This window comes from Streptomyces liliiviolaceus (assembly GCF_018070025.1).
Classification (GTDB): Bacteria; Actinomycetota; Actinomycetes; order Streptomycetales; family Streptomycetaceae; genus Streptomyces; species Streptomyces liliiviolaceus.
This window is the reverse complement of the sequence record NZ_JAGPYQ010000001.1, coordinates 3,204,628-3,225,946: the sequence shown is the minus strand read 5'-3', so window position 1 is coordinate 3,225,946 and position 21,319 is coordinate 3,204,628. Positions and strand designations below refer to the sequence as shown.

Here is a 21,319-nt window from a genome sequence, read left to right as displayed (position 1 = left end):
CCAGCCATCGTGACTTCCCCTGGTTGACGACACAACCCGGTAGCGTGGTTGAGGCAGGCGGGGGTGCAGCGAGACATACGCGCCCGGTCGGCAGGCATGCCCGCCATCGTTGCTGGCCTTCGTCGGCTGATGCTCGTGCCACAACCGTGCCAGATGCAGGGGTCAGCCACGGTTAACACCGGTACCTCGCGGTCGGGTACCCAGCCCCTCCCTCGATGGGCGAAGTCGCAGCTCAGCCACCAGATCACCCACCCTCTCTCCTAAAGTGGTTGTCCAGCCCACTCACTGCGTGCACATGCAGCGTCAGACGTCCATGCCGCCCTTGCAGTAGATCTACAAGAGGGAGCAGGTACGTCTCCACAGCCTCACCGAGTGTCGGTGTTGCGGAAGCTCTAGCAATGAGCGTCGACGATGTCACAGCAGAGGCATCATTGCTTGTGGGGCCGTGGGACGTTAATTACCAGAGGTCTCAACTGAATCGTCCGCGCCTTGGAAAGAATCGATGCCTGCTCTTCCAGATCAGCCATCAGTTTGTCGTGCGTCAGTTTTTTCGCTTGCGTCCTGCGCCCGTCTCGGGTGACATCCCAGAGCTCAATGGGATACCAACCGATCAGGTAGATTCCGACATCTGTTTCGACTTCCGGCAGATACCGGTCTGCCAGCTGTGTCTCCTGCGAGGTGGTGATGCCCGGATTCCAAGATCCTTTAAGTTCAACAACGAGTTTGATTGACACCGGGGTAGTCGTGTCGGGGGTATCCGTCGGTGAGATCTGGGCTTCGATGAGGATGTCGGTCCGGTCCCCTGCCCCATAGGGGTCGGTTGGGCGAACCAGTACCTCCCGGTTCACTGAGACCTTATGGCCAGCCAGACGATGAATCAGTTCGTGTGCGATATAGGCGCAAAGTGCAGCCTCGGGCTTGGGGCGCCAAGTATCCGGAACAGCTGGCACGGCTGCCGTGGAACTTGTCTTTTTCTTCGCTCGCGCCCCTGGTTTCCTGTCCCACAGCAATTCACAGTGTGAAGGAAGCTCCTTCTCCACCTGTTCCAGGATTTCGTAGACGACATCAAGTAGGTCCGCACTGCTGCGGATCACCCGCCGTGTGGGACTCTGGAGAACTTGGACGACGTCCTCCAGATTTACCTGATTCCAGTTTGCGGCTGCGTGTTGTTTCGTAGCCGCGATGAGCGCCACAGTCACGGACAAGCGGTCTGGATACCGATCAGCGAGGCGCCGCAGCAGTTGGACCGCCTCTGTGGTCGCTCGCTGGGCCAGCTCGCGCAGCAGACCGTCCCTCCAGTCCTGCACCTCTTGCTCTGTGCTAACCCAGCCCTCTGACTGGAACGGCGCATCCGCTTCGGGGACATGGATACCGCTGAGCCAAAGGTAGAGATCTACGAGTCCGGCTTCGGTCAGGGCGCGGTTAATTTTGTGGTGCGTTTCATCGTGTGTACACAGGGCGGCCAGTCTGCGACCGAGTTCATCGTCTCCCTCCGCGAATTCTTTGACCCGTGGCCAATACTTCTGGGCATCGGTTGCCAGCAGGAGCCTCGCTGCATAAAGAGCGGCCTGTGTGGCCAACTGCGTCCGCGGGTTTCCGTCGAGCGCCGCGTCGATGATGGCGTTCGCTGTCGGGCTTTGTGTTCTCAGCAGAGAGCCAAGCAGGCTGTACCAGGTACGCAGAGCAACTTGCCGGCCTTCGTCACTGTCCGGCAGCGTGAGGGCGTCACTCTCGTAGGCTCTGTCCGGAACTGAGTTGTCGCCAGCTGCAAGCGGAACTTCGAGCAGAGAGGAGAGTCGCACGGCGAGGTCCTCCATTGCCGTCCGAAGCTCCGGATCCCAGAGCGGGTCAATGGGGTTAAGCTCGATGGGCTGTCGACCGACTGTGACTGCAGCCGACGCCAGTTGGGTGGCTCTGAGGGCGAGAGATCCTGGTGCGTGTGTGGCGGCTCGATGCAGCAGATCTCTGCGCACGGATTCGGTAAAGCTGCTCGCCCCCAGTGGCATCTCGCTGAGAATTGCCGCTGTCCACGAGGTCCACACGGGCCCAGTTAGCTCATCAAGTCGCTCGGCGCGGTGCACCTCGGTGAGAAGAAGATAGCCGGCCCAGGATCGCTTGTCGTGCTTTGACTGGCCGAGCCAAGTATCGGCGTGGTCGTTCTCGGTTGTCAGATAACTCAGCGCGAGGTCCGTCAGGTCCGCCAGATCGTCACTGTATGCGGTGGCACCGGGCCATTGACGGATGTCGTCGGACTCCAGGTGGGTGAACCGTCCCGTGTGAGGGTCGGCACGCAGGTTCCAAAGAAAGAGCCATAGGCTGCTGTTGTCGCCGTCTTTGGCTTGGGTGAGCAGCTTCCTTTGGTTGTCCGCGAACACCGCCGCCTGTGGCCACTCGGGCTTTTTCGTCGCCTCATGGTTGCGGCGCAGCGCTTCAGCCAGCGGACTGCCGAGCTCGATGGGGTCGTAGAAGGCGCGTAGGTAGCGCCATGCCGGGTGATCCTGGTCATAAGCCGACTCGAATGCGACGTGGTCGTCACGGGGGAATAGGCAGGCGGCCAGTTCGCCATAGACGGCGACGAGCTTGTCGCTTCCAGTTGACGCGGCATGCGTCGTCTGTTCGCGGGCCCACTTGAAGTCTTCTGCGTCCAGCAACTGGTGTCGTACGGGGACGTCGGGCTGGTTCCTAGTATCCAACCTAAACGGGCGCTGGTATTTCCAGTCGTACGCGATGACCTGGGACGCTTCACGTGGTTCCATTCCCGAGGCGGCGGCCTCCTCGACCAGGGCCCCTGCCAGGTATCGACGCAGTGACCGAGTTGCCGAAAGTTCCGGCCCCTGCGCAGCGGGCTGTAGGCATTCGGGCAGGCGGAGTTCATAGTTCCTTCGGCATAGACCGAGAAGAATCTTCGCCAGGGTGCCAAGGTGTGCTTCCGGATGCCGACTTCGCAATGCTCGATCGATCAACGAGTTGACCCAGTCGGTTTCGGTGCTGTGCGCTTCGAAACCGAATCCGGCGCCAGATGGGTCCTGGTCGACGACGGCCGTACGGGTCCAGTCCAAGAAAGACGGCATGTGCTCGTCGGTGCTCTTGCCTGCCATGGTTCGCAAGAATTCTGTGTAGGCGTTGTAGTTGCGCTTCGGCGGAGGGCGAAGTGCGGCCAGCATCGCAGTCACGTCCAGGTGGTCTGGCCAGAGCAGCAGCAGGATCGTGCCCCGAAGATCGTGATCGGGGTCGATCGATGCCGCGTAGGTTGGCTCGCTCAGCGAGGTGAGAATGCGCGTGAGTACGGGAACGGCTCGCTCGGCGTCGCATGCGAACGCTGCACGTGCGGCCAGGCGCCGTTCTGTTTGATGCCAGGCATCCTGCTCCGCCACCTTCAGGAGTTCATCCGCCAGTCTCGGATGCGCGCCTCCGGCCTCCTGGGCCAGCTGGACGGCCAGCCGAACACGCGCCCGGGTGCGCCACTCGGCTGATTCGCTACTAGGAGCTGCCGCAAGCACATCGGCGAGCTGGTCCGCGAGCAGAGGGTGGAACAGATCCCATCGGGAGAGCTGCCAGCGGGTGTCACTGAGTTCAACTTCGAGCGCGCGTTCCAGGAGTCTGGCCACCGTCAGCTGCCGCACCTCGTCCGAACGTACGAGGGCGCTGTGCACGGCCAGGCTTTCAGGATCGGCGTCAGCCAGCCAGGCGGTTGCCGTCGAGTTCAGGGCCACCAACCAGGCAGCGGTCTCCCGTAGAGGTGGCGGAACGCTCGTTGTGTCTCCGGTCGGAGAACGGACAAGGAAGAGATTCGCGAGCTGCTGTTGTGTGGTCCCCCGATCTGTCAGGTATTTGGCTGCCAGATACGCGGCCACCGACGAGTGCCGAAACGTAGCCCTGTTGTCGTCCGGCAACGAGAACAGAGCCGTCGCCAGCGTCTCCTTGACAATCGAGGGCCTGACCTCGTACGACCCCGCCGGTGCCCGCTCAAAGCCTCCGGCCAGCAAGCCTCCCGGCAGGTCGAAGGCCCCTGCTTCAAGTGCTTTGCCCCTCCACACAGTCCGCCGACCGGACAGCAACATCCAAGCGGCAATACGCCCTGCCACCCGCAGGCGCTGTGGAGCAGTGGTCTCCGTCGCCAGGCTTAGGCGGCCCGGGTCGGGTTCCTCCGCAAGGTGCGCCACACTCCGGGCGAACAAGTCTTCGGGAGATCCAACCAGTTGACCATCGGCTCTGTAGATGAGAACGAGCAGTCCCAACGTCAGCGGAACGCCGGCCAGCGCCGCGGCACCTGCCTGCTCGGCCGCCGCTACCAACTCCTCCCCGTGAACGTCGGCGCTGTTGGCCAGTTCCACAGCCTCTTTCCGGCTCAGCGGAGCCAGATCGACCTGTCGGCACGCACGAAACGCTCCGGCCAGTACAGGTGTCATCGTCGCTGGGTAGTCAGCCGAGCGACAGGCCATCAGGAACCGAACGCGGCTCAGGTCTCGATTGTCCAACGCCTTCCTCAAGCGTCGCGGCAAACGCCCAAGATATGGGCTTTCGTCGGCCTGGTCCAAGACCACCGTGAGCACACCCGAAGACCCCGTGTCGGCCCCGTTCTGCGGCAGCGCATCGATATGGCGTCCCAGCTCGTCCTGGTACGAACCTTCCGTCAGGTCCGCACCCGAGATCCACAAGCAGGCGTCGGCGTCTCTGCCCCAGGCGTCTCCGACGCGAGGCAGGTCGCTGGTCAGATCCTCCAGCACCGAAGTCTTTCCCGCGCCCGGCTCACCCAGCACGACCATGGCCCCGGCTGCCGCCACCACCGCAGGCGGTGCCAGCGCTCCATCACGGAGGTTTACCCCATCCGTGATCAAATCCTCGTAATCAGGGCGCAATCCCTCGCCGGATAGATGGGCAATTTCATCTGTTTTGACATTCTCGCCGCGGATGCGGCAAACACGAGGTACATGGAAACCGAAGACATCTCCCGCCATCCGCGCATCGTCTCATCTTGTGTCCTCACGAGCTCCTACATGGTCGACGGTGGCGCGAGAAGCCGCGGCTTGTACGTCGTCTCATTTAGTTGGGGCCCGGCGGCTTCGTCCTCTCTTAATGGCTGCACTAGCGTTCTTCTGGAGCGCGGCAGCCTTCAGTGGCGCACAGCAGGGGACAAGCCCGGGTGTCTGGGCCGCTCCGTAGTGCTCCTGAGCCAGCCGGCGAGTCCCGCCCCATGGACCATCCGTGGACCGAAGCAGAATGGTCAGCCATCGCCAGGCCCTTTGACCGGCTCAAGTACGTGGGATACAAGCGGCCTCCAGAGCCGTGTACTTCTCGACCAGGTCGGTGCGGTGAGGCAGGACGTGTAGGCGTGCGATCGGCCAGTCGTTGCAACCGGTTGTCATCAACGATGGCAAGGAGCCCTCGGCCATTGCCTGGGGCTCCTTGCCATGTTGGACACGACCTAACCGTGAGGGGCTCTCAACGGTCAGACGTTCTTCTCCTCAAGGATTTTCCGGTGCCTCCAAGCGGCTCCCGCGGCTGGCCGCCACACGCAGTACGTCTTCCAGTGCCCCAGCCAGTTGGGCAACAAGAAGAGGCAGTCCGTCGAAGTCTCCCGCCTGGTGATCAAGTACCTGAAGTGCGTACTTCAGGAGCTCGGACGCCATGTCGAGCTGATCCGTCTCGATGCGATCTGCCAGGCGGGACATGAAACCGTCGGCATCGCTGGTGCTCAGGTAGCACGGTTTACCTTCTGGCCCTGCCCACGGAAGCAGCCGTAGTTCACTCTTCTCCGTCATCACCGCGTCTGTCCTCCAGTGGCGTCGAAGTTGAACGTCGGTGCACTGCCAGGCGTCCGGTCGCTCAGCGGTTCGCCTTCTTCGGCGGTAAGGCAGTAGGCCACGGGATGACACAGGCAGTCACAGGCTTCGTAGATCACTGGCACATCGATCGGAGCCGAAGCCGGAGAGGACTCAGCACACGCATGGTGCGTACCGATTCGGCAAGCGATAGAACGGTAGGAAGCGTTCGAGCTGGGGGGCTGCTGTCGAGGCAACATCAGACGACCCCCACGAACGCGGCTCGCGCTTCGGCCGGCAGGTAGGGAACCTGGGGAACTGCTCGACGGTGTCGAGTCTGCTTCTCCCAAGCCAGCATGTACGGGCGGACGAGCGCGTTCTCTTCGCCTGTCAGCACGTAACGATGCCCCGCCAAGTCGGAGGCCCGAGCCAAGATGACCGTCGGCTCGTCGGTGAACGCGACAGAAGCGGGAGCGGCCGACGGCCGGGCGGGCGTTAAGGGGCGGCGATGCTTTCCCTTGGATGAGTGCCGCCCCTTGGTGAGCGTGGCGGCACGGCGGATGCGGTTGAGCACGCTGAATCAGCTCCTGTCGCTGATGGCTCGGTCCTGCGACGTCGTCCGTCGCGGGGCCGTATTGCGTAAGACCGCCCAGAGAGTGCGGTCACCGAGGCTCGTGGCGAGGAGGCCGAACCGATCGGCCTCGGCCACCACCTCCAAGGCCTCCCTCCACGACTCGGCGGAGAGCACTTCCGGCACCTCCGCTTCGACCGATGTGAACTCGGCGTGTTCCTCCACGCGCGCGGGGAGTCCGACGGCAGACAGCCGGGCAGCGATGGCCGCCGCGCGAACTCCCGAAGCGGGCACAGGGCAGCCTCCGTTAACCAGCGATCACTTTGAGTGAAGCTAGTTAACTAGATTAGAGCTAGTGGACTAGATTTTCCACATGCCTGAGCAACCGCCCTACCTCCGCGTCGCCGATGAGCTCCGGCGACGAATCACGGAGCATGTGTGGGAGCCAGGTGACCGGCTCCCTTCCCGCGCCCAGATCGGCCAGGAGCTCGGCGTGGGCGAGAACGTGATTCGTCGGGCGCAGGAGTTGCTGATCTCCCAAGGGTTGCTGGAAGGTCGCGCCGGATCAGGTACGTACGTCGCCGAGCCTCAGCAGCGTGTTCGGATCGTTCGGTCCTCAGCGCGCGAGCAGCCCACTGGATCGCCCTTTCGCGCGGACATGAAGGCTGTCGGCAAGCTGGGCGATTGGGAGAGTCGGACTGACGCCAAGGTGCCGGCCCCAGCGGATGTCGCGGCACGGTTGGGCGTCGACGAGGGTGCCTTGTGCGTCCGGACGTCGTACGAGTTTCTGGCCGACGGTCGGCCGGTGCAGCTGTCGACGAGCTGGGAGCCGTACGACCTCACCGCGGGGACACTCATCGTTCTTCCCGAGGGAGGGCCGCACGCCGGAGCAGGCGTCGTGAACCGCATGGCCGCTATCGGCATCACCGTGAGCCATGCCGTGGAGCAGCCCGAGCCCCGGCAGGCGACCGCCGAGGAAGCCTCGCTGCTCGGTATTCAGAAGGCCGCGCTCGTTACGCACATCCGGCGGACGTACTACAGCGATCAGGGACGGCCCGTCGAGACGGCGGACATCGTGGTGCCCGTGGCTCACTGCGAGATCGTCTACGAGATCCCGATCAGCCATTAGCAGGGGCGCCGGGAGCTCAGCCAGGGCGTGCCAGCTCCGTGCCACATGCGTGCCATATCGTGCGGTCAACCACGGTCAATGGCGGTTCGCCGCAGTCGGGATGCGCGGATGAGCTGGGCAGCCCGGACAGCGCAATGGACCTGCGCCGGCCCCGCCAGCGACCGCGCCGCCCTTACAAGGCGGATGTCGGCGGTTCGAAACCGTCCGCGCCCACCAGGTCCAGGACATAACCAAGGCCCAGGTCAGCCGGTGTGATGCCGGATGCCTGGGCCTTGGGCTTTCCCAGCAGGGGCGTCGGGGCCGTCAGGGTTCAGCGGTCGTGCGCTGCCTCCGTCCGGAGAGCGATCGCGCGTCGGGCCGTCGATGCCCCGAGGAACGCGAACCACGTTCCGCCCAGGCATCGGCCGGCGAGTTCCCACCAGTCCGGCTGCGGCTGCGGGTTCGCGAGGAGCTCCGCGATCCGCCAGACGTCGTAGACCACGATGCCTGCCAGTGCCGCGGCCACGAGTGCCGTCGTCCACCAGCGCTTCGGCCAACCCTTGTGCACGTCTCCCCCGGTCAGAACCGCCTGTACGGACAGGCACAGTGTGCCCTGGCCGGTTCGGGCCAGAGATGGCGGGAGCGGCTCTTCGGGCGGATGCTGGGGTGGGAGAGGACTGGCGCCCTCCAGTCGCACCCACCTGAGATCCACCCGAGATCCACCCGCGGATCGCACCCGAGGAGGCGGACATGGCCTCGCATGTTCTTCGTACGGCGCCCAGGCGGCGGATCAGGCTCGATGAGCATCTGCCGGTCGATCATCGGCTCAGTACGTTCTACCGGATCGGCGCGGGGCTCATGGGGCTCGTGCTGCTCGCCTTCGGGATTCTGGGGCTGATCGACCGGGTCGGATTCTTCGACACCCAGGGGGACAAGGTCTCGGGGCTGAGCACCAACGGCGCGCTGAGCGTGATCTCGATCTGCGCCGGGCTGCTGCTCTTCGTCGGCATGGTCATCGGCGGCAACGTCGCCTCGACGATCAACATGGTCCTCGGTGTCCTGTTCATCCTCAGCGGCTTCGTGAACCTCGCCCTGCTCGACACGGACGCCAACTTCCTCGCCTTCCGCATCCCGAACGTGCTGTTCAGCTTCGTGGTCGGCGTGATGCTGATGTTCTTCGGGATGTACGGGCGCGTCGGCTCGGCCCTGCCCCACGACAACCCGTACTGGCGGTCCCGCCATCCCGAACAGGCCGAGCGTGAGCAGCGGGTGAAGGCGGGGGCCGAGTTGCGCGCGAAGGCACTGGACCGGGGCACAGCCCCCGCGGCCGGTGCGGCTCCCGCTCCGGCTCCTCTGGGAGAGGGGCGCTCCGACCGCTAACCTGAGCGCATGCCTCGCTATGAATACCGCTGCCGGACCTGCGGCGACACCTTCGAGAAGAGCCGTCCGATGGCCGAGTCGTCCGCGCCCACGGACTGTCCGGCCGGTCACGACGACACGGTGAAGCTGCTGTCGACGGTGGCGGTCGGCGGCTCCGCCTCGGCGCCCGCGCCCGCACCGGGCGGCGCGAGTGGTGGTGGCGGAGGCGGCTGTTGCGGCGGGGGCTGCTGCGGCTGACGCCCACCATCGGTCCGGCTTCCGGCTTCCGGCTTCCGGCTTCCGGCTTCCGGCTTCCGGCTTCCGGCTTCAGTCTGGCTTCAGCTTTCGTTCTCTAGCGTCGGTGCGTGACCGAAAGCAGCGCACCGCAGTGGATCAACGGCCTGATGGACACGCTCGGCGCCCCCGGCGCGGGCATCGCCATCGCCCTGGAGAACCTGTTCCCGCCCATCCCGAGCGAGGTGATCCTGCCGCTGGCGGGGTTCGCGGCGAGCACGGGGCAGATGAACCTGTTCGCCGCCCTGCTGTGGACGACGGCCGGTTCGGTCGTCGGGGCGCTCGCGCTGTACGGCGTGGGCGCGCTGCTCGGCCGCGACCGCACCGTCGCGATCGCGGCACGGCTGCCGCTGGTCAAGGTGTCGGACATCGAGAAGACCGAGGCGTGGTTCTCCCGGCACGGGACCAAGGCCATCTTCTTCGGGCGGATGATCCCCGTCTTCCGCAGCCTGATCTCCGTGCCGGCGGGCGTCGAGCGCATGCCCCTGCCCGTCTTCCTCTGTCTGACCACGCTCGGCAGCGCCATCTGGAACACCGTCTTCGTCCTCGCCGGCTATCTGCTCGGCGAGAACTGGACCGACGTCGCCGGCTATGTGTCCACGTACTCGAAGGTGGTGCTGGCCGGCGCCGCCCTCGCGCTGCTGGTGCTCGTGGGCGTGCGCCTCTTCCGGCCGGGGCGCGGCGGCCGACGCCGTGAGGCGAAGGACCCCCGTACCCCCGACCCCACCCCTACCGAGTCGCGCTCGCGCTGAGGAACTCCCCGAGGATCCGCTCCCCCGCGACCACCCCCCGCTCCGGCAGCGCGGTGACCCCCGGCGCCGTCCAGCCCGCCTCGGCCAGTTCGCCGTGGCCCGGGCGCCAGGCGCGGTCCGCGGCCAGCAGCAGGTCGGCGTCGAGCAGGGAGTCGCCGGCCGCGAGCGTGAGGTCCGCGCCCGTGCGGCGGGCCACCTCCCGCATGGCCGCGCTCTTGGTGAGCGGCTTCGGTACGGCGTAGACCTTGCGGCCCTGGACCGAGACCGTCCAGCCGCGGTTCTCCGCCCAGGCGGCCAGTTCCTTCGCCCAGTCGGCCGGGAGCAGTTCGCGCTCGACGACGAAGTACACGAAGAGGTCCTCGGCGACCCGCTGCTTGAGCACCCAGGCCGGGTCGGCGGTGGCCGCCATGTGCGCGCGCACCTCGTCCAGCGGGGCGCACTCGTCCGCCAGGCGCGCGGTCACCCGGGCCTGCCAGGCGGGGTCGGAGACACCGTCCACGAGCAGGTGGCCGCCGTTGGCGCAGATCGCGTACTTCGCGGCGGGGCCCGGGAGTCGGATGCGGTGGTACTGCTCGCGCGTACGGGTCGTGGTCGGGACGAAGTCCGCCGCGCCGCCCAGTTCGGTGAGCAGCCCGGCCGCGGTCTCGGTCACGTACGACAGCGGCTTGTTCTGGTACACCTCGACGCACAGCAGGCGCGGCGCCTCGGCGTCGGGTCCGGTCAGTGCCAGCGCGTTGGCGGAGTAGATGAGCGTGCGGTCGAGGTCGCTGGCGACCAGGGTGCGCGGAGCGGGTCCGGGCATCAGACCGTCACCGCCCTGCCGTCGGCGCCGGTCGCGCCGCGCGTGTACTTGGGGTGGATCAACCCGACGCAGGTGTACGGGAGTTCGGCGACCTCCTCGACGGGTACACCGCGCTGTTCGGCGAGCAGGCGTACGTGGTCGAGGTCGGCGCCCGCCCCGGTCCGGGCGAGGATCTTCCAGGGGACGCGGCGCAGCAGCACCCGGGTCGTCTCGCCGACACCCGGCTTGACGAGGTTCACGTCGTGGATGCCGTACTCCTCGCTGATCCGCTCGACCGCCGCCCAGCCCTCCCAGGTCGGCGAACGGTCCGCGGAGAGCAGTTCCTTGACCCGGTCGTCCACCGCGTCGCCGACCTCGTCGAAGCGGGCGGAGATCGCGTCCAGGAACTCGACGGAGACGTCCGTGGCGGCGAGTTCACGGTAGAACTTCGCCCCGTGGTAGTCGTGTTCCCCGACCAGGTCCGCGCGGAGCACCGTACGCGAAATGAGCCCGGAGACCGTGGAGTTGAGGCAGGCGGAGGGGATGAGGAAGTCCTCGCGGGTGCCGTACGTGCGCACGCAGGAGCCGGGGTCGGCGAGGACCGCGATCTCCGGGTCGAAGCCGCCGATGCCGTCGGAGGCTTCGAACTCCCGCAGGGCTTCGGCGAGTTCGCGGGTGATGGCGCCCTTGCCGGTCCAGCCGTCGACGAAGACGACGTCGGCCGGGTCGTGGTGGGCGGCCAGCCAGCGCAGGGCGTTGGCGTCGATGCCGCGTCCGCGCACGATGGAGACGGCGTAGTGCGGCAGGTCGAGGCCGTGGCGGTGCCGGGCCCAGCGGCGCATCAGGACGCCGACGGGGGTCCCGGCGCGGGCCAGGGAGACGAGCACGGGCCGCGGTGAGCGTTCGGCGAGGACGGTCTCGGTGACCGCGCCGACAGCCAGGGCGATCCGGGCGGCAGAGCCGGCGAGCGCGTCGCGGAACAGCTCCTGGTACTCGGGGCTCGGCTGGTACTCCACCGGCAGCGACTCCGCGTAGTGGGCGCCACCGCTCTGGATGGCCTCCTCCCGCTCCTCGACCGGCGCTTCGAGGCGGGTGTCCGAGAGGTCCTGCAGCAGCCAGCCGACCTCGTCCGCCGCGTACGAGGAGAAGTCGGGGCCACGGAGGGGCTCGGGCAGCATCGAGGACCTTTCAACTGACTCTGGTACAGGTTCTTTTGCGGTTTCCGGTACGGATTCGGGGACGTACGAGGGGACGACCGCGAGCAGCACACTGCCCGCGTGCGCGGCGAGCTGCGCCAACAGGCCGTCCGGGGCGTGCAGTTCGGGGGTGTCGGCGGCCGAGTCGACCATGGCGACGACGGCGTCGAAGCCGGCGCCCGCCACGTTGTAGGCGTACCGCTCGCCGGGCCCGTCGGCCGGGCCGTCGTGGGCGGGGAAGACGAGCCGGGTGCGGATCGCGTAGCCGGGGTCGTCGACGGCGAGCACGGGTGAGCGGGTGGTGGTGGAGTAGCGCACCTCGGCGTCGGTCAGTTTCTCCAGCGCGACCCCGAGCCGCAGCGGCGCGTACATCAGCTCCTCGAAGCCGAGGACGAGGACGCGGCCGCGGCGGGCGCGCAGCGGGAGTGCCTCGGCTATTCGGGCCGCCATGGCGGGCAGGGCGCCCTCCAGGCGGACGCGGTGCTCGGGCGTGAAGCCGTGCCGTCCGCCGTCGGCGAGGCCCTGCGGCCAGCCGAGGTCGACGCGGGCGATCGTGCCGGGCTCCGGGCGGAACCCGGGAGCGGGAGCCGCGACAGCCGCCTCACGCTCGTGCTCGGCGACCAGCGCCTGCCCCTTCTCCAGTACGCCCTCGGGCAGCCGTACGGTGCCGGAGGCCGCCGTCACCAGGTCCACGGTCGCGCCGATCTCCTGGGCGAAGTCCGCGAGGCGGCCGAGGTCGGCCGCCGAGCGCATGTCGACCAGGGCGACGATCACGTACCGGCCGCGCGGATAGCGTGCGTGCAGGTCACGGATGGTGTTGAGGATCGTGTTGCCGGTGGAGAACTCGTCGTCGACGAGGACGAGCGGACCGTCGGTGGCGAGCAGGTCCGGGTTCTCCGGGAGGAGCAGGTGCGAGGTGGCGTGCGAGTGGGACTCCTCGAAGCCGCCGGCCGTCGCGACGCCCTCGACCGGGCGCCGGGTCGAGTGGAGGCAGGAGGCGAGGCCCACGCCGTCCGCGACCGAGTGGCCGAGCCCGGTGGCCGTCTCCGCGTACCCGAGGACGACGGCCCGGCCGGCCTCGTCCTCCCCGAGCAGGTCGCGTACGCGCAGCCCGAGCGCGAATCCGTAGCCGTACACGACGGCGGGTGACTGCGGTACGTGCTTGCCCAGCACGTTCGACACGAGCAGGTGCGCGCGTTTGGGGTTGCGCCGGAGCGCGAGCCCGAGCAGTTCCCCGAGTCCCTCGTCCCCGACGAGTTCGACGCCGAGGCGCCCGGCGACCCAGCTCCCGGACCAGACCTCACCGGCGGAGTCCTCACCGGCGCGGCCCTCGCCGGTTCCGTCGGCGCGCCCGTCGACGGGGCCGCGCGCTCCGGCCCTGGTTCCGGGGCGGAAGCCCGTCGCGGACCAGACGCCGGACCCGTCGTTCACAGCTTTGTTCATGAGTTCCTTGCATGTCGGCCGGGGACGTGTGTCAACCGAGGATGAGGGTGTCAGCCGGGGATTCCGGCGGCGAGCAGCTCCACGAAGCCGATGTCCTCGTTGGTGACGCCGAAGACCTCGGCGCGCTGGAGGGTGCGCTCCGCCCAGGCACGGTGCGGCTTCACCTCGTTCATCTTGTTCGTGTACGCGGACCGCAGCACGCCTCCGCCGCCCCGCTCGGGACGCAGGATGTCCTGGGCGTCGCTGAACTCCTCGTGGCTGACCACGGACAGGGCGTGCACGGGCAGTACGTGCGAGGGGTGGATGCAGGTCTTGCCCTGCAGTCCGTTGGCCCGGTCGAGGGAGATCTCCCGCAGCAGGCCGTCCATGTCGTGCTCGATGAGGGTGGCGCGCAGGGCGTCCGCCTCAGGGAGGAAGGGGCTGCGGCGCAGCTGCGGCTTGAACATGCGCTCCTGGACGCGGAAGTACTCCCACACGGGCCCGGTCACCGTGAAACCGGTGCCGTCGGCCCGCCCGAGGACGTTCACGACGTCGGCGATGACGGAGGCCACTATCTGCACGTCGTACGCGGTCATGTCGGGAGCCCTGCGCAGTCCGTACGCCGAGCAGAAGTCGGTGACGCCGAGCCGCAGGGCGAGCACGCGGTCGCGGTACTTGTCGACGGCCCGGAAGATCCCGGCGAGGATCTCCGCCCGGGACTCGCGGTACAGCAGTTCGGGCGATTCGAGGACGGGCATGGCGAAGAGCCGCCGCGCGCTCGCGCCCTCGGCCTCGGTGAGCGCCTCCAGGAACGGGATGCCCCGCTCCTCGGTGAACTTCGGCAGTACGAATCCGGACAGGAGCCGCACGGAGGCGCCGAGCCGCCGGACGAGGTCGGGTATCTGCTCGGGCGCTCTGACCCGGACGAAGAGCAGGGGAAGCTCGTCATCGGGGCGGTCGGCCAGTTCACGGAACTGCCGGACGAGGTTCTCCTCGGCGTCCGCGACGTCCGCGTCGCCGATCGAGTCCTCCAGGCACACCACCATCGATACGACTCCGGCACCGGCCTGCTTCACGATGTCGTCGGCGAGCTTCGGCCTGGTCGCGGGGCTGTAGAGAGTGGCTCCGAGTGCGGCGGCCAGCACCCGGGGCGAGGAGTCCGCGGTGAAGACGCACGGCTCCTGGAAGAAGAGGCGGTCCCGCACCTCAGGGGCAATGTGCCCGAAATGACGCATGAGTCTCCCCCGGGGCGGCTGGATGGCCTGACGATATGTGGCCGGTAATAGTACGTAGAGATCCGTGTCCGGGATTCCCATCGGGCATGAAATTCAGGTAACGCGGACAAACACCATTGTGCCGTCCGCCCGTGCGTACATCCGTACGGGGAGCCGGGCGGGAGCTCGACGGGAGCGCACCCCCACGTTGTCGTGACCTGGGCCGAGAAGGCAGGATGACCGTATGACGCACGCCATGCTGAAGGGGTCGAACGTCCCGCTGGACGCCACGGCGGTGCGCGCCGTGCTGCGCTGGACGCCGGGACGGGGTGTCCCGGACGTGGATGCCTCCGCACTCCTCCTCGGTCCCGACGGCCGCGTGCGGTCCGACGAGGACTTCGTCTTCTACAACCAGCCCCGGCATCCTTCGGGGAAGGTCTGGCGACTCGGCAAGAAGCGCGTGAACGACGGTCTCGCCGAGGGACTCACCGATACGATTCAGTCGGATCTGGCGGGCGTTGACAATGGTGTGGGACGGATTCTCCTTGTCGCTTCCGCCGAAGACGTCACCTTCGACCAGGTACGCGGGCTGCGGATCGTGGTCTTCGACGCCACGATCGCGGACGCCGAGCCGCTGGCGTACTTCGACATCAAGCCGGAGACCGGTGAGGAGACCGCGCTGATCTGCGGTGAGCTGTACCGGCGCGGCGAGGGCTGGAAGTTCCGGGCTCTCGGCGAGGGCTATTCGAACGGGTTGCAGGGGCTTGCGGCCGACTTCGGCATCTACGTGGACGAGTCCGACACCGCCGGAGCGTCCGTGGCCTCCGGGGCCTCCCGGGCCGAGGAAGGCGCGGCGTCCCCCGGGCAGGCCGGTTCGCAGCCGTTGCCGCCCGAGGAGCCGACCACGCAGGTGCCGCAGCAGCCGGTGCAGCCCGCGTACGGGTATCCGCCGGCCGCGCCCGGTCCGGAGCCGACGCGGCAGCAGCCGCCGGCCACGCAGCCGGCTTACGGGTATCCGCAGCCGACCAGTGCGCCGGCGTACGGGTATCCGCCGCCGCCCCAGCCCGCCGCGGCGGCTCCGTCCGGGTACGGCTACCCCCAGCCGGTGGGGCCGGGCCCCGACCCGGACTTCCGACTCCCGCCGCAGGGGCCGCAGTTCATCGGGCGATAGAGACATGCGCCGACGCCCTGCCCCCTCAGGGGCGCGGGGAACGGCGCAATCTTCTGCCTTTAGGGGCGCTAGCGCCCCTAGGGGCGCGGGGAACTGCGCGACCGGCCACGACGGCGCCGCACCCGCCCCTGAACGCGCGCTCCCGACCTCAAGGGCGCCCCGGCGGAGCCAACCGCGGGCAGTGCGTCGGCTGCGGGCCGGTGGGGGCGGATCGCGCAGTTCCCCGCGCCCCTGACGGGTCCCCGTGCGTCCACGACCGCGGGTGATTCGTGGCCGGGCGCGCCGTTCCCCGCGCCCCTCACGGGGCCGGGCCTGACGGGCGCTAACGGTCGGCCTTCGCCTTGTAGCCGCGGCCCCACTGCAGGCCCCAGCCGTAGAGGCGGTCCAGTTCCGCCTGGAAGCCGTACACGAACTTCACCTCGCGCCGTACCACCAGTTCGTTCTTGACGTTCTCGATCATGACGACCGCGCAGGACCGCGCCTGGGAGTGCCGCTCGTCGAGCCCGATCTCGATCCGGGGTCCGTTGCTCGGGTACAGCGTCACGATCGCGTGCGTACGGTCGAACGCCGGGGTCTGGTCGTAGATGTACACGAAGACCAGCAGCCGCTTGATGTTCTCCCGGTGATCGAGGTTGACGAAGATCGTCTCGCCCGAGCCGGAGCCGAACCGGTCGTCGCCGCTGAGCTTCACGTAGGGCGCGCCGTTCAGGTCACCCAGGAAGCCCCCGAGCGGCTGCACGACTCCCTTGCTGCCGTCGGCCAGCTCGTACATGCAGCCGAGGTCGAGGTCGACGTTGACCATGGACTGGGTGTGCGCCTGGACCACTTCCGGCTTCAGCGCCTTGAAGGGGTGGCGCAGCAGACTGCCCCGCTGGGCCCCGCCTATGTCCGAGGTCCGCATCCGCCACGAGAGGTTGATACGGAGATTGCCGGTGGCCGCACCCTGCTTGCTGAGTGAGATCGTCTGGTTCCGTTTGGTCAGTTCGATGGCGTTCGTCGCCGCGCTGCCCGAGTCGAACTGCGTCGACCGCCCGCGCCACAGGCCATCCCAGAAACTCATTCCCGCCCCCACCTCGCCCTTCACCCCGCCCCGACGAAGGATCGGGGCCCGCATGCGCCGGGGGGCTGCCGAGGACTCCTCGGCAGCCGCCCCTCACAGAGCGTTCCTCAACCTGACCGGTGTCACACCCCGGACGAGACCTCTGTCTTGTCGTCCGAGGGGTCAGCTTTTCCCTCCGCGGCCTCCAGCGCCCTGTTGCGGCGGACGGAGGACCAGAAGGACCAGGCGATCAGGACGACGCCGATGAGGCCGGTGATGATCTCGTTGACCTCGAAGCGGATGGTGATCAGGAGGATGCCGGCGAGGGCGCCGATGGCGTAGTGGGCGCCGTGCTCCAGGTAGACGTAGTCGTCGAGGGTGCCCTGGCGGACCAGGTACACGGTCAGCGATCGGACGTACATCGCGCCGATGCCCAGGCCCAGTGCCATCAGGACGATGTCGTTGGTGATGGCGAACGCGCCGATGACGCCGTCGAAGGAGAAGGACGCGTCCAGGACTTCGAGGTACAGGAACATGAAGAAGGCGGCCTTGCCGACCAGGGCGCCGGCGGAGATCTCCTTGCCCTTGGCCCTGGCCTCCTCCTCGGCCTCGTGCTCGCGCTCCTCGGCCTCTTCGAGGCGGTTCTCGAAGAACCCGGAGAGCCCGCCGACGACGAGGTAGGTGATGAGGCCGGCGACGCCGGAGAGCAGGACCGTCTCGGCCTTGTCGGCGGAGCCGGCGTGCAGATGGGCCTGCGGGGCCAGGAACAGCGCGGTGACGAGCAGGATGATCAGGGCGATGCACGCGGAGAGCATGTCGACCTTGCCGAGCTTGGCGAGCGGGCGCTCAAGCCAGCCCAGCCACTTGATGTCCCGGTCCTCGAAGATGAAGTCGAGGAAGATCATCAGCAGGAACATGCCACCGAAGGCGGCGATCGACGGGTGGGCGTCGGTGACCAGTTCCTGGTAGCGGTCGGCGTCGTTCAGAGCGAGGTCGACCGCTTCGATGGGGCCGAGCGAGGCGCTGATCGCGACGATCACGACGGGGAAGACGAGCCGCATTCCGAAGACGGCGATCAGGATGCCGACGGTGAGGAAGATCTTCTGCCAGAAGGCACTCATCTTCTTCAGGATTCCGGCGTTGACCACCGCGTTGTCGAAGGACAGCGAGATTTCGAGGATGGACAGGATCAGCACGATCCCGAACGCGGTCCATCCGCCGATCAAAACCGCTGCGACCAGGCCGAGCGCGGTGACCGCGAACGACCAGCCGAAGGTTTTCAGAACCACTGGCTACCCAATCGTGAGGTTGGGGGGCTACCCCCGGACGAAGTCCGGAGGGGGTTTCCCCCCGCCGTACCCGGCTTTACGAAACATTGACCTCGAAGTCTAGAGGGCCGACTCCCCGAAGGAGAGGGCCGGGCCCTTTCGCCCGAAGAGTCGCAGGTCCAAGGGGGTCCCCACCCAGGTGACGCACCTTCTGCCACCTGGGCCGTCTCATGCGCCGGCACCACGCCGTGACAGCACGGCAACCCCTCCGCTCACAGGGGTCGCCTTCCGTGCACGCGGCTTTACGAAACGTTGACCCCGAAGTCGAGGGCGATGCCGCGCAGCCCGGACGCGTAGCCCTGGCCGACCGCGCGGAACTTCCACTCGCCGCCGTAGCGGTAGACCTCGCCGAAGATCATCGCGGTCTCCGTGGAGGCGTCCTCGGAGAGGTCGTAGCGGGCGAGCTCCTGGCCGTCGGCCTGGTTGACGACCCGGATGAACGCGTTGCTCACCTGGCCGAAGGTCTGGCCGCGGTTGTCGGCGTCGTGGATGGAGACCGGGAAGACGATCTTCTCCACGTTGGCGGGGACCTTGTGGAGGTCGATGAGGATGGACTCGTCGTCGCCCTCGCCCTCACCGGTGAGGTTGTCACCGGTGTGCTCGACCGAGCCGTCGGGGCTCTTGAGCTGGTTGTAGAAGATGAACCACTCGTCGCCGAGCACCCGGCCCCCGTTGCACATCAGCGCACTGGCGTCGAGGTCGAAATCCGCTCCGGTGGTGGAGCGTGCGTCCCAGCCGAGCCCGACCATCACTTGCGTGAGGTTCGGTGCGGCCTTGGAGAGGGAGACGTTGCCTCCCTTGGCGAGCGTGACACCCATGTTTGGTCCTCCCCGGTGAAGCCGTTTGGTTGTGCCGTGGTAGCAGCACGTCCGGCGCCGCACTAGGAGTGTGCGGCGCCGGACGGGAAGCGGTGGAGCGACTCGGGGCGTCTGGGCCCCGAGGAACGGCTCAGACGTTGACGCCGAAGTCCTGCGCGATGCCGCGCAGGCCCGAGGCGTATCCCTGGCCGATGGCGCGGAACTTCCACTCCGCGCCGTGGCGGTACAGCTCGCCGAAGACCATGGCGGTCTCCGTCGAGGCGTCCTCGGAGAGGTCGTACCGGGCGATCTCCGCCTCGCCCGCCTGGTTCACGACGCGGATGAACGCGTTGCGCACCTGGCCGAACGACTGCTGGCGGTTCTCGGCGTCGTAGATCGAGACCGGGAAGACGATCTTCTCGATGTCGGCGGGGACGCCGGCGAGATTGACCTTGATCTGCTCGTCGTCGCCCTCGCCCTCACCGGTGGTGTTGTCACCGGTGTGCTCGACGGAGCCGTCGGGGCTCTTCAGGTTGTTGAAGAACACGAAGTTGGCGTCACTGCTGACCTTGCCCTCCGCGTTCGTCAGGATCGCGCTCGCGTCGAGGTCGAAGTCGGTACCGGTGGTGGTGCGGATGTCCCACCCCAGACCGATGATGACCGCGGTCAGGCCCGGGGCCTCCTTCGACAGCGATACGTTGCCGCCCTTGCTGAGGCTGACTCCCACGAGTCCTCCCATTGGTGTCCGGGGGCGGGAAGCCCCGTAGTGCGTTGGTATCGGATCAACGTGCCGATCCTAGTGAGAGGTTCCCCGCCACCGCAGTCCCTGGGGCGGGAAGAATCCCGAAGTGTCGGCATCCAGGCCCTACAGGGCGTCGAGCGCGGTGACGTACTCGTCCAGGTCCCGTGCGTCCGGCAGGGCGTTGACGACGGTCCAGCGGACGACACCCTCCTTGTCGATGACGAAGGTGCCGCGCACCGCGCAGCCCTTGTCCTCGGCGAAGACGCCGTACGCGCGCGAGACCTCGCCGTGCGGCCAGAAGTCCGACAGCAGCGGGTAGTCCAGGCCCTCCTGCTCGGCGAAGACGCGCAGGGTGTGGATGGAGTCGTTCGAGACGGCGAGGAGCTGGGTGTCGCGGTCGGCGAACCGCGGGAGGTTGTCGCGCAGCTCGCACAGTTCGCCGGTGCACACGCCGGTGAAGGCGAAGGGGTAGAAGAGCAGCACCACGTTCTTCGCGCCCCGGAAGTCGGAGAGCTTCACGGTGGCACCGTGGTTGTCCTTCAGCTCGAAGTCCGGAGCCTTGTCGCCGACCTCGATCGCCATGGTCCTGCGTCCCTTCCGTAGATCGGGCTGTTCGGGTGACCCCACCCTACGCAAAGCTCCCGAAAGCGGGGCGGGCACCCCACCGGCCCCGTAAGGGGCGCGGGGAACTGCGCGGCCGGCCACATCGGACCTGCGGAGGCGCACGGGCCTGCATGTCGGGTGCGGACCGGTGGGGGCTGGCCGCGCAGTTCCCCGCGCCCCTGAAAAGCAGGTCCGTCGCGGCTGAGCGCGCCGTTCCCCGTGCCCCTGAAAGACGGGGCCGTCGCGGCTGAGGTGCAGTCCCCCGTGCCCCATACGGGACGAGGCCCCCGCCGACAGAGTCGGCGAGGGCCTCCTGGCCTCGGCAGCGCCTCAGCGCTTCTTGGCCGCCGTCTTCGGCGTAGCCAGCTTCGTGCCGCTCCAGTCCTTCCCCACGCTGATGCCCTTGGTCTGGGACAGACCCGCGGTCGTCACAGCTTCGGCGATGTCGCTGGGCTCCACATAACCGTCTCGGCCGGTCTTGGGCGTCAGCAGCAGGACGGCGCCGCCCTCTTCGACGTACGTGGTGGCATCCACCAGCGCATCCGTCAGGTCGCCGTCGTCGTCTCGGAACCAGAGCACGACGGCGTCGGCGACGTCGTCGTACTCCTCGTCCATGAGCTCGCTGCCGATGACTTCTTCAATGGCCGAGCGGAGCTCCTGGTCGACGTCGTCGTCGAAGCCGATCTCCTGGACCACCTGCTCGGGCTGGAATCCCAGCCTGGCGGCCAGGCTCGTCCGCTCCTCCGCGTGGTCCGCGGTCGCGCTCACGGGTTGCCTCCTGATCATGTTCGGTAATGGGGTCCTCCCCGGCCCGGGCGAAGCCGAGATCCTGGGGAAGTTCAAGCCACGCGCGTGCGCGCAGCATTGGCCGTAGTCCACACGGGCGGGGCGGATCGCGCAAGTACCCGGCCGTCAAGACCGCCGAAACGGTGACGATCCAGGCCGTGTCGCCGCAACTCCAGTCAGGGAATCACAGCCGTTGGTGACGCACACCACAGGAATCTGCCCGGTTTGTGAATTTCGGAACCCTACGAGGGTACGAGACTCGAATGCCTTTGCGGTACGCGTCACGGGTCGGGCGTATCGTTGCGATTTGCCGGACCCGGCCTTGGGAGAACGGTTCGAACGTGTCGGTTACCTCTCGGTAGAGATGACGTTTCCGCTCCCGAGGTACACGATG

General features: G+C 67.5%; 18 protein-coding genes and 1 pseudogene. 5 read left to right on the top strand and 14 right to left on the bottom strand.

Translation table 11 applies throughout. From position 1 onward, the window contains the following. Window positions 1-428: 428 nt before the first annotated feature. The 4 genes and pseudogenes from J8N05_RS14070 to J8N05_RS47300 form a co-directional block, all read right to left on the bottom strand. Complete coding sequence (locus tag J8N05_RS14070) at window positions 429-4,958, bottom strand: NACHT domain-containing protein (RefSeq protein ID WP_210882989.1); 4,530 nt, start codon at window positions 4,956-4,958, stop codon at window positions 429-431. A 507-nt stretch (window positions 4,959-5,465) separates the two neighbouring features. Further along, window positions 5,466-5,762 carry a hypothetical protein gene (locus tag J8N05_RS14065; RefSeq protein ID WP_210882988.1) on the bottom strand — a complete coding sequence of 99 codons (297 nt, stop codon included), beginning with the start codon at window positions 5,760-5,762 and terminating at the stop codon, window positions 5,466-5,468. A 259-nt stretch (window positions 5,763-6,021) separates the two neighbouring features. Next, window positions 6,022-6,336: a hypothetical protein gene (locus J8N05_RS14060; RefSeq protein ID WP_210882987.1), complete on the bottom strand. Its 315-nt coding sequence runs from the start codon at window positions 6,334-6,336 to the stop codon at window positions 6,022-6,024. Window positions 6,337-6,352: 16 nt separating this feature from the next. Then, window positions 6,353-6,627, bottom strand: a pseudogene (locus tag J8N05_RS47300) (hypothetical protein); the annotation flags it as partial. Between the two features lie 79 nt (window positions 6,628-6,706). On the opposite strand from J8N05_RS47300, the gene J8N05_RS14055 reads away from it, so the two are divergent. Beyond that, the gene (locus J8N05_RS14055) at window positions 6,707-7,462 is read left to right on the top strand and encodes a GntR family transcriptional regulator (RefSeq protein WP_210882986.1); all 756 of its coding nucleotides are present in this window, start codon (window positions 6,707-6,709) and stop codon (window positions 7,460-7,462) included. Between the two features lie 310 nt (window positions 7,463-7,772). Here the strand turns inward: J8N05_RS14055 and J8N05_RS14050 are convergent, their stop codons facing one another. Then, a complete protein-coding gene (locus tag J8N05_RS14050; RefSeq protein ID WP_210882984.1) occupies window positions 7,773-8,009 on the bottom strand; it encodes a hypothetical protein in 237 nt (78 codons plus the stop codon). A 182-nt stretch (window positions 8,010-8,191) separates the two neighbouring features. Between J8N05_RS14050 and J8N05_RS14045 the strand changes: the two genes are divergently transcribed. The 3 genes from J8N05_RS14045 to J8N05_RS14035 all read left to right on the top strand — a co-directional run bounded on the left by J8N05_RS14045 (window position 8,192) and on the right by J8N05_RS14035 (window position 9,846). Beyond that, window positions 8,192-8,821 carry a DUF4383 domain-containing protein gene (locus J8N05_RS14045; protein ID WP_210882981.1) on the top strand — a complete coding sequence of 210 codons (630 nt, stop codon included), beginning with the start codon at window positions 8,192-8,194 and terminating at the stop codon, window positions 8,819-8,821. Window positions 8,822-8,830: 9 nt separating this feature from the next. Beyond that, window positions 8,831-9,058 carry an FmdB family zinc ribbon protein gene (locus J8N05_RS14040; protein ID WP_210882979.1) on the top strand — a complete coding sequence of 76 codons (228 nt, stop codon included), beginning with the start codon at window positions 8,831-8,833 and terminating at the stop codon, window positions 9,056-9,058. Between the two features lie 146 nt (window positions 9,059-9,204). After that, on the top strand, window positions 9,205-9,846 hold the full coding sequence (locus tag J8N05_RS14035; RefSeq protein ID WP_210890176.1) for a DedA family protein: 642 nt from the start codon (window positions 9,205-9,207) through the stop codon (window positions 9,844-9,846). Here J8N05_RS14035 and J8N05_RS14030 read toward each other — a convergent pair. The 3 genes from J8N05_RS14030 to J8N05_RS14020 are packed head-to-tail and all read right to left on the bottom strand — an operon-like array spanning window position 9,824 to window position 14,480. Then, window positions 9,824-10,648: an HAD family hydrolase gene (locus J8N05_RS14030; RefSeq protein ID WP_210882977.1), complete on the bottom strand. Its 825-nt coding sequence runs from the start codon at window positions 10,646-10,648 to the stop codon at window positions 9,824-9,826. The two genes, J8N05_RS14035 and J8N05_RS14030, sit on opposite strands and share 23 nt — an antisense overlap. Then, window positions 10,648-13,266, bottom strand: a complete 2,619-nt coding sequence (locus J8N05_RS14025; protein ID WP_210882976.1) for a phosphoribosyltransferase — start codon at window positions 13,264-13,266, stop codon at window positions 10,648-10,650. Before J8N05_RS14025 ends, J8N05_RS14030 begins: the two co-directional genes overlap by 1 nt. 50 nt (window positions 13,267-13,316) lie before the next feature. Next, window positions 13,317-14,480 carry an HpcH/HpaI aldolase/citrate lyase family protein gene (locus J8N05_RS14020; RefSeq protein WP_210882974.1) on the bottom strand — a complete coding sequence of 388 codons (1,164 nt, stop codon included), beginning with the start codon at window positions 14,478-14,480 and terminating at the stop codon, window positions 13,317-13,319. Window positions 14,481-14,703: 223 nt separating this feature from the next. Between J8N05_RS14020 and J8N05_RS14015 the strand changes: the two genes are divergently transcribed. Further along, complete coding sequence (locus J8N05_RS14015; protein WP_210882972.1) at window positions 14,704-15,630, top strand: TerD family protein; 927 nt, start codon at window positions 14,704-14,706, stop codon at window positions 15,628-15,630. Window positions 15,631-15,952: 322 nt separating this feature from the next. Here the strand turns inward: J8N05_RS14015 and J8N05_RS14010 are convergent, their stop codons facing one another. From J8N05_RS14010 to J8N05_RS13985, 6 genes are all read right to left on the bottom strand, one after another. Continuing rightward, window positions 15,953-16,690, bottom strand: coding sequence for a TerD family protein (locus J8N05_RS14010; RefSeq protein ID WP_210882970.1), 738 nt, complete (start codon window positions 16,688-16,690; stop codon window positions 15,953-15,955). Between the two features lie 122 nt (window positions 16,691-16,812). Continuing rightward, window positions 16,813-17,958 carry a DUF475 domain-containing protein gene (locus J8N05_RS14005; RefSeq protein WP_210882968.1) on the bottom strand — a complete coding sequence of 382 codons (1,146 nt, stop codon included), beginning with the start codon at window positions 17,956-17,958 and terminating at the stop codon, window positions 16,813-16,815. A 281-nt stretch (window positions 17,959-18,239) separates the two neighbouring features. After that, on the bottom strand, window positions 18,240-18,815 hold the full coding sequence (locus J8N05_RS14000) for a TerD family protein (RefSeq protein ID WP_210882966.1): 576 nt from the start codon (window positions 18,813-18,815) through the stop codon (window positions 18,240-18,242). A gap of 130 nt (window positions 18,816-18,945) precedes the next feature. Beyond that, entirely contained in the window at window positions 18,946-19,521 is a 576-nt protein-coding gene (locus J8N05_RS13995; protein WP_055617911.1) for a TerD family protein, read from the bottom strand. A 138-nt stretch (window positions 19,522-19,659) separates the two neighbouring features. Next, on the bottom strand, window positions 19,660-20,118 hold the full coding sequence (locus tag J8N05_RS13990; protein WP_210882965.1) for a peroxiredoxin: 459 nt from the start codon (window positions 20,116-20,118) through the stop codon (window positions 19,660-19,662). A 351-nt stretch (window positions 20,119-20,469) separates the two neighbouring features. After that, window positions 20,470-20,907, bottom strand: a complete 438-nt coding sequence (locus tag J8N05_RS13985) for a DUF3052 domain-containing protein (protein WP_055519877.1) — start codon at window positions 20,905-20,907, stop codon at window positions 20,470-20,472. Window positions 20,908-21,319: the final 412 nt, after the last annotated feature.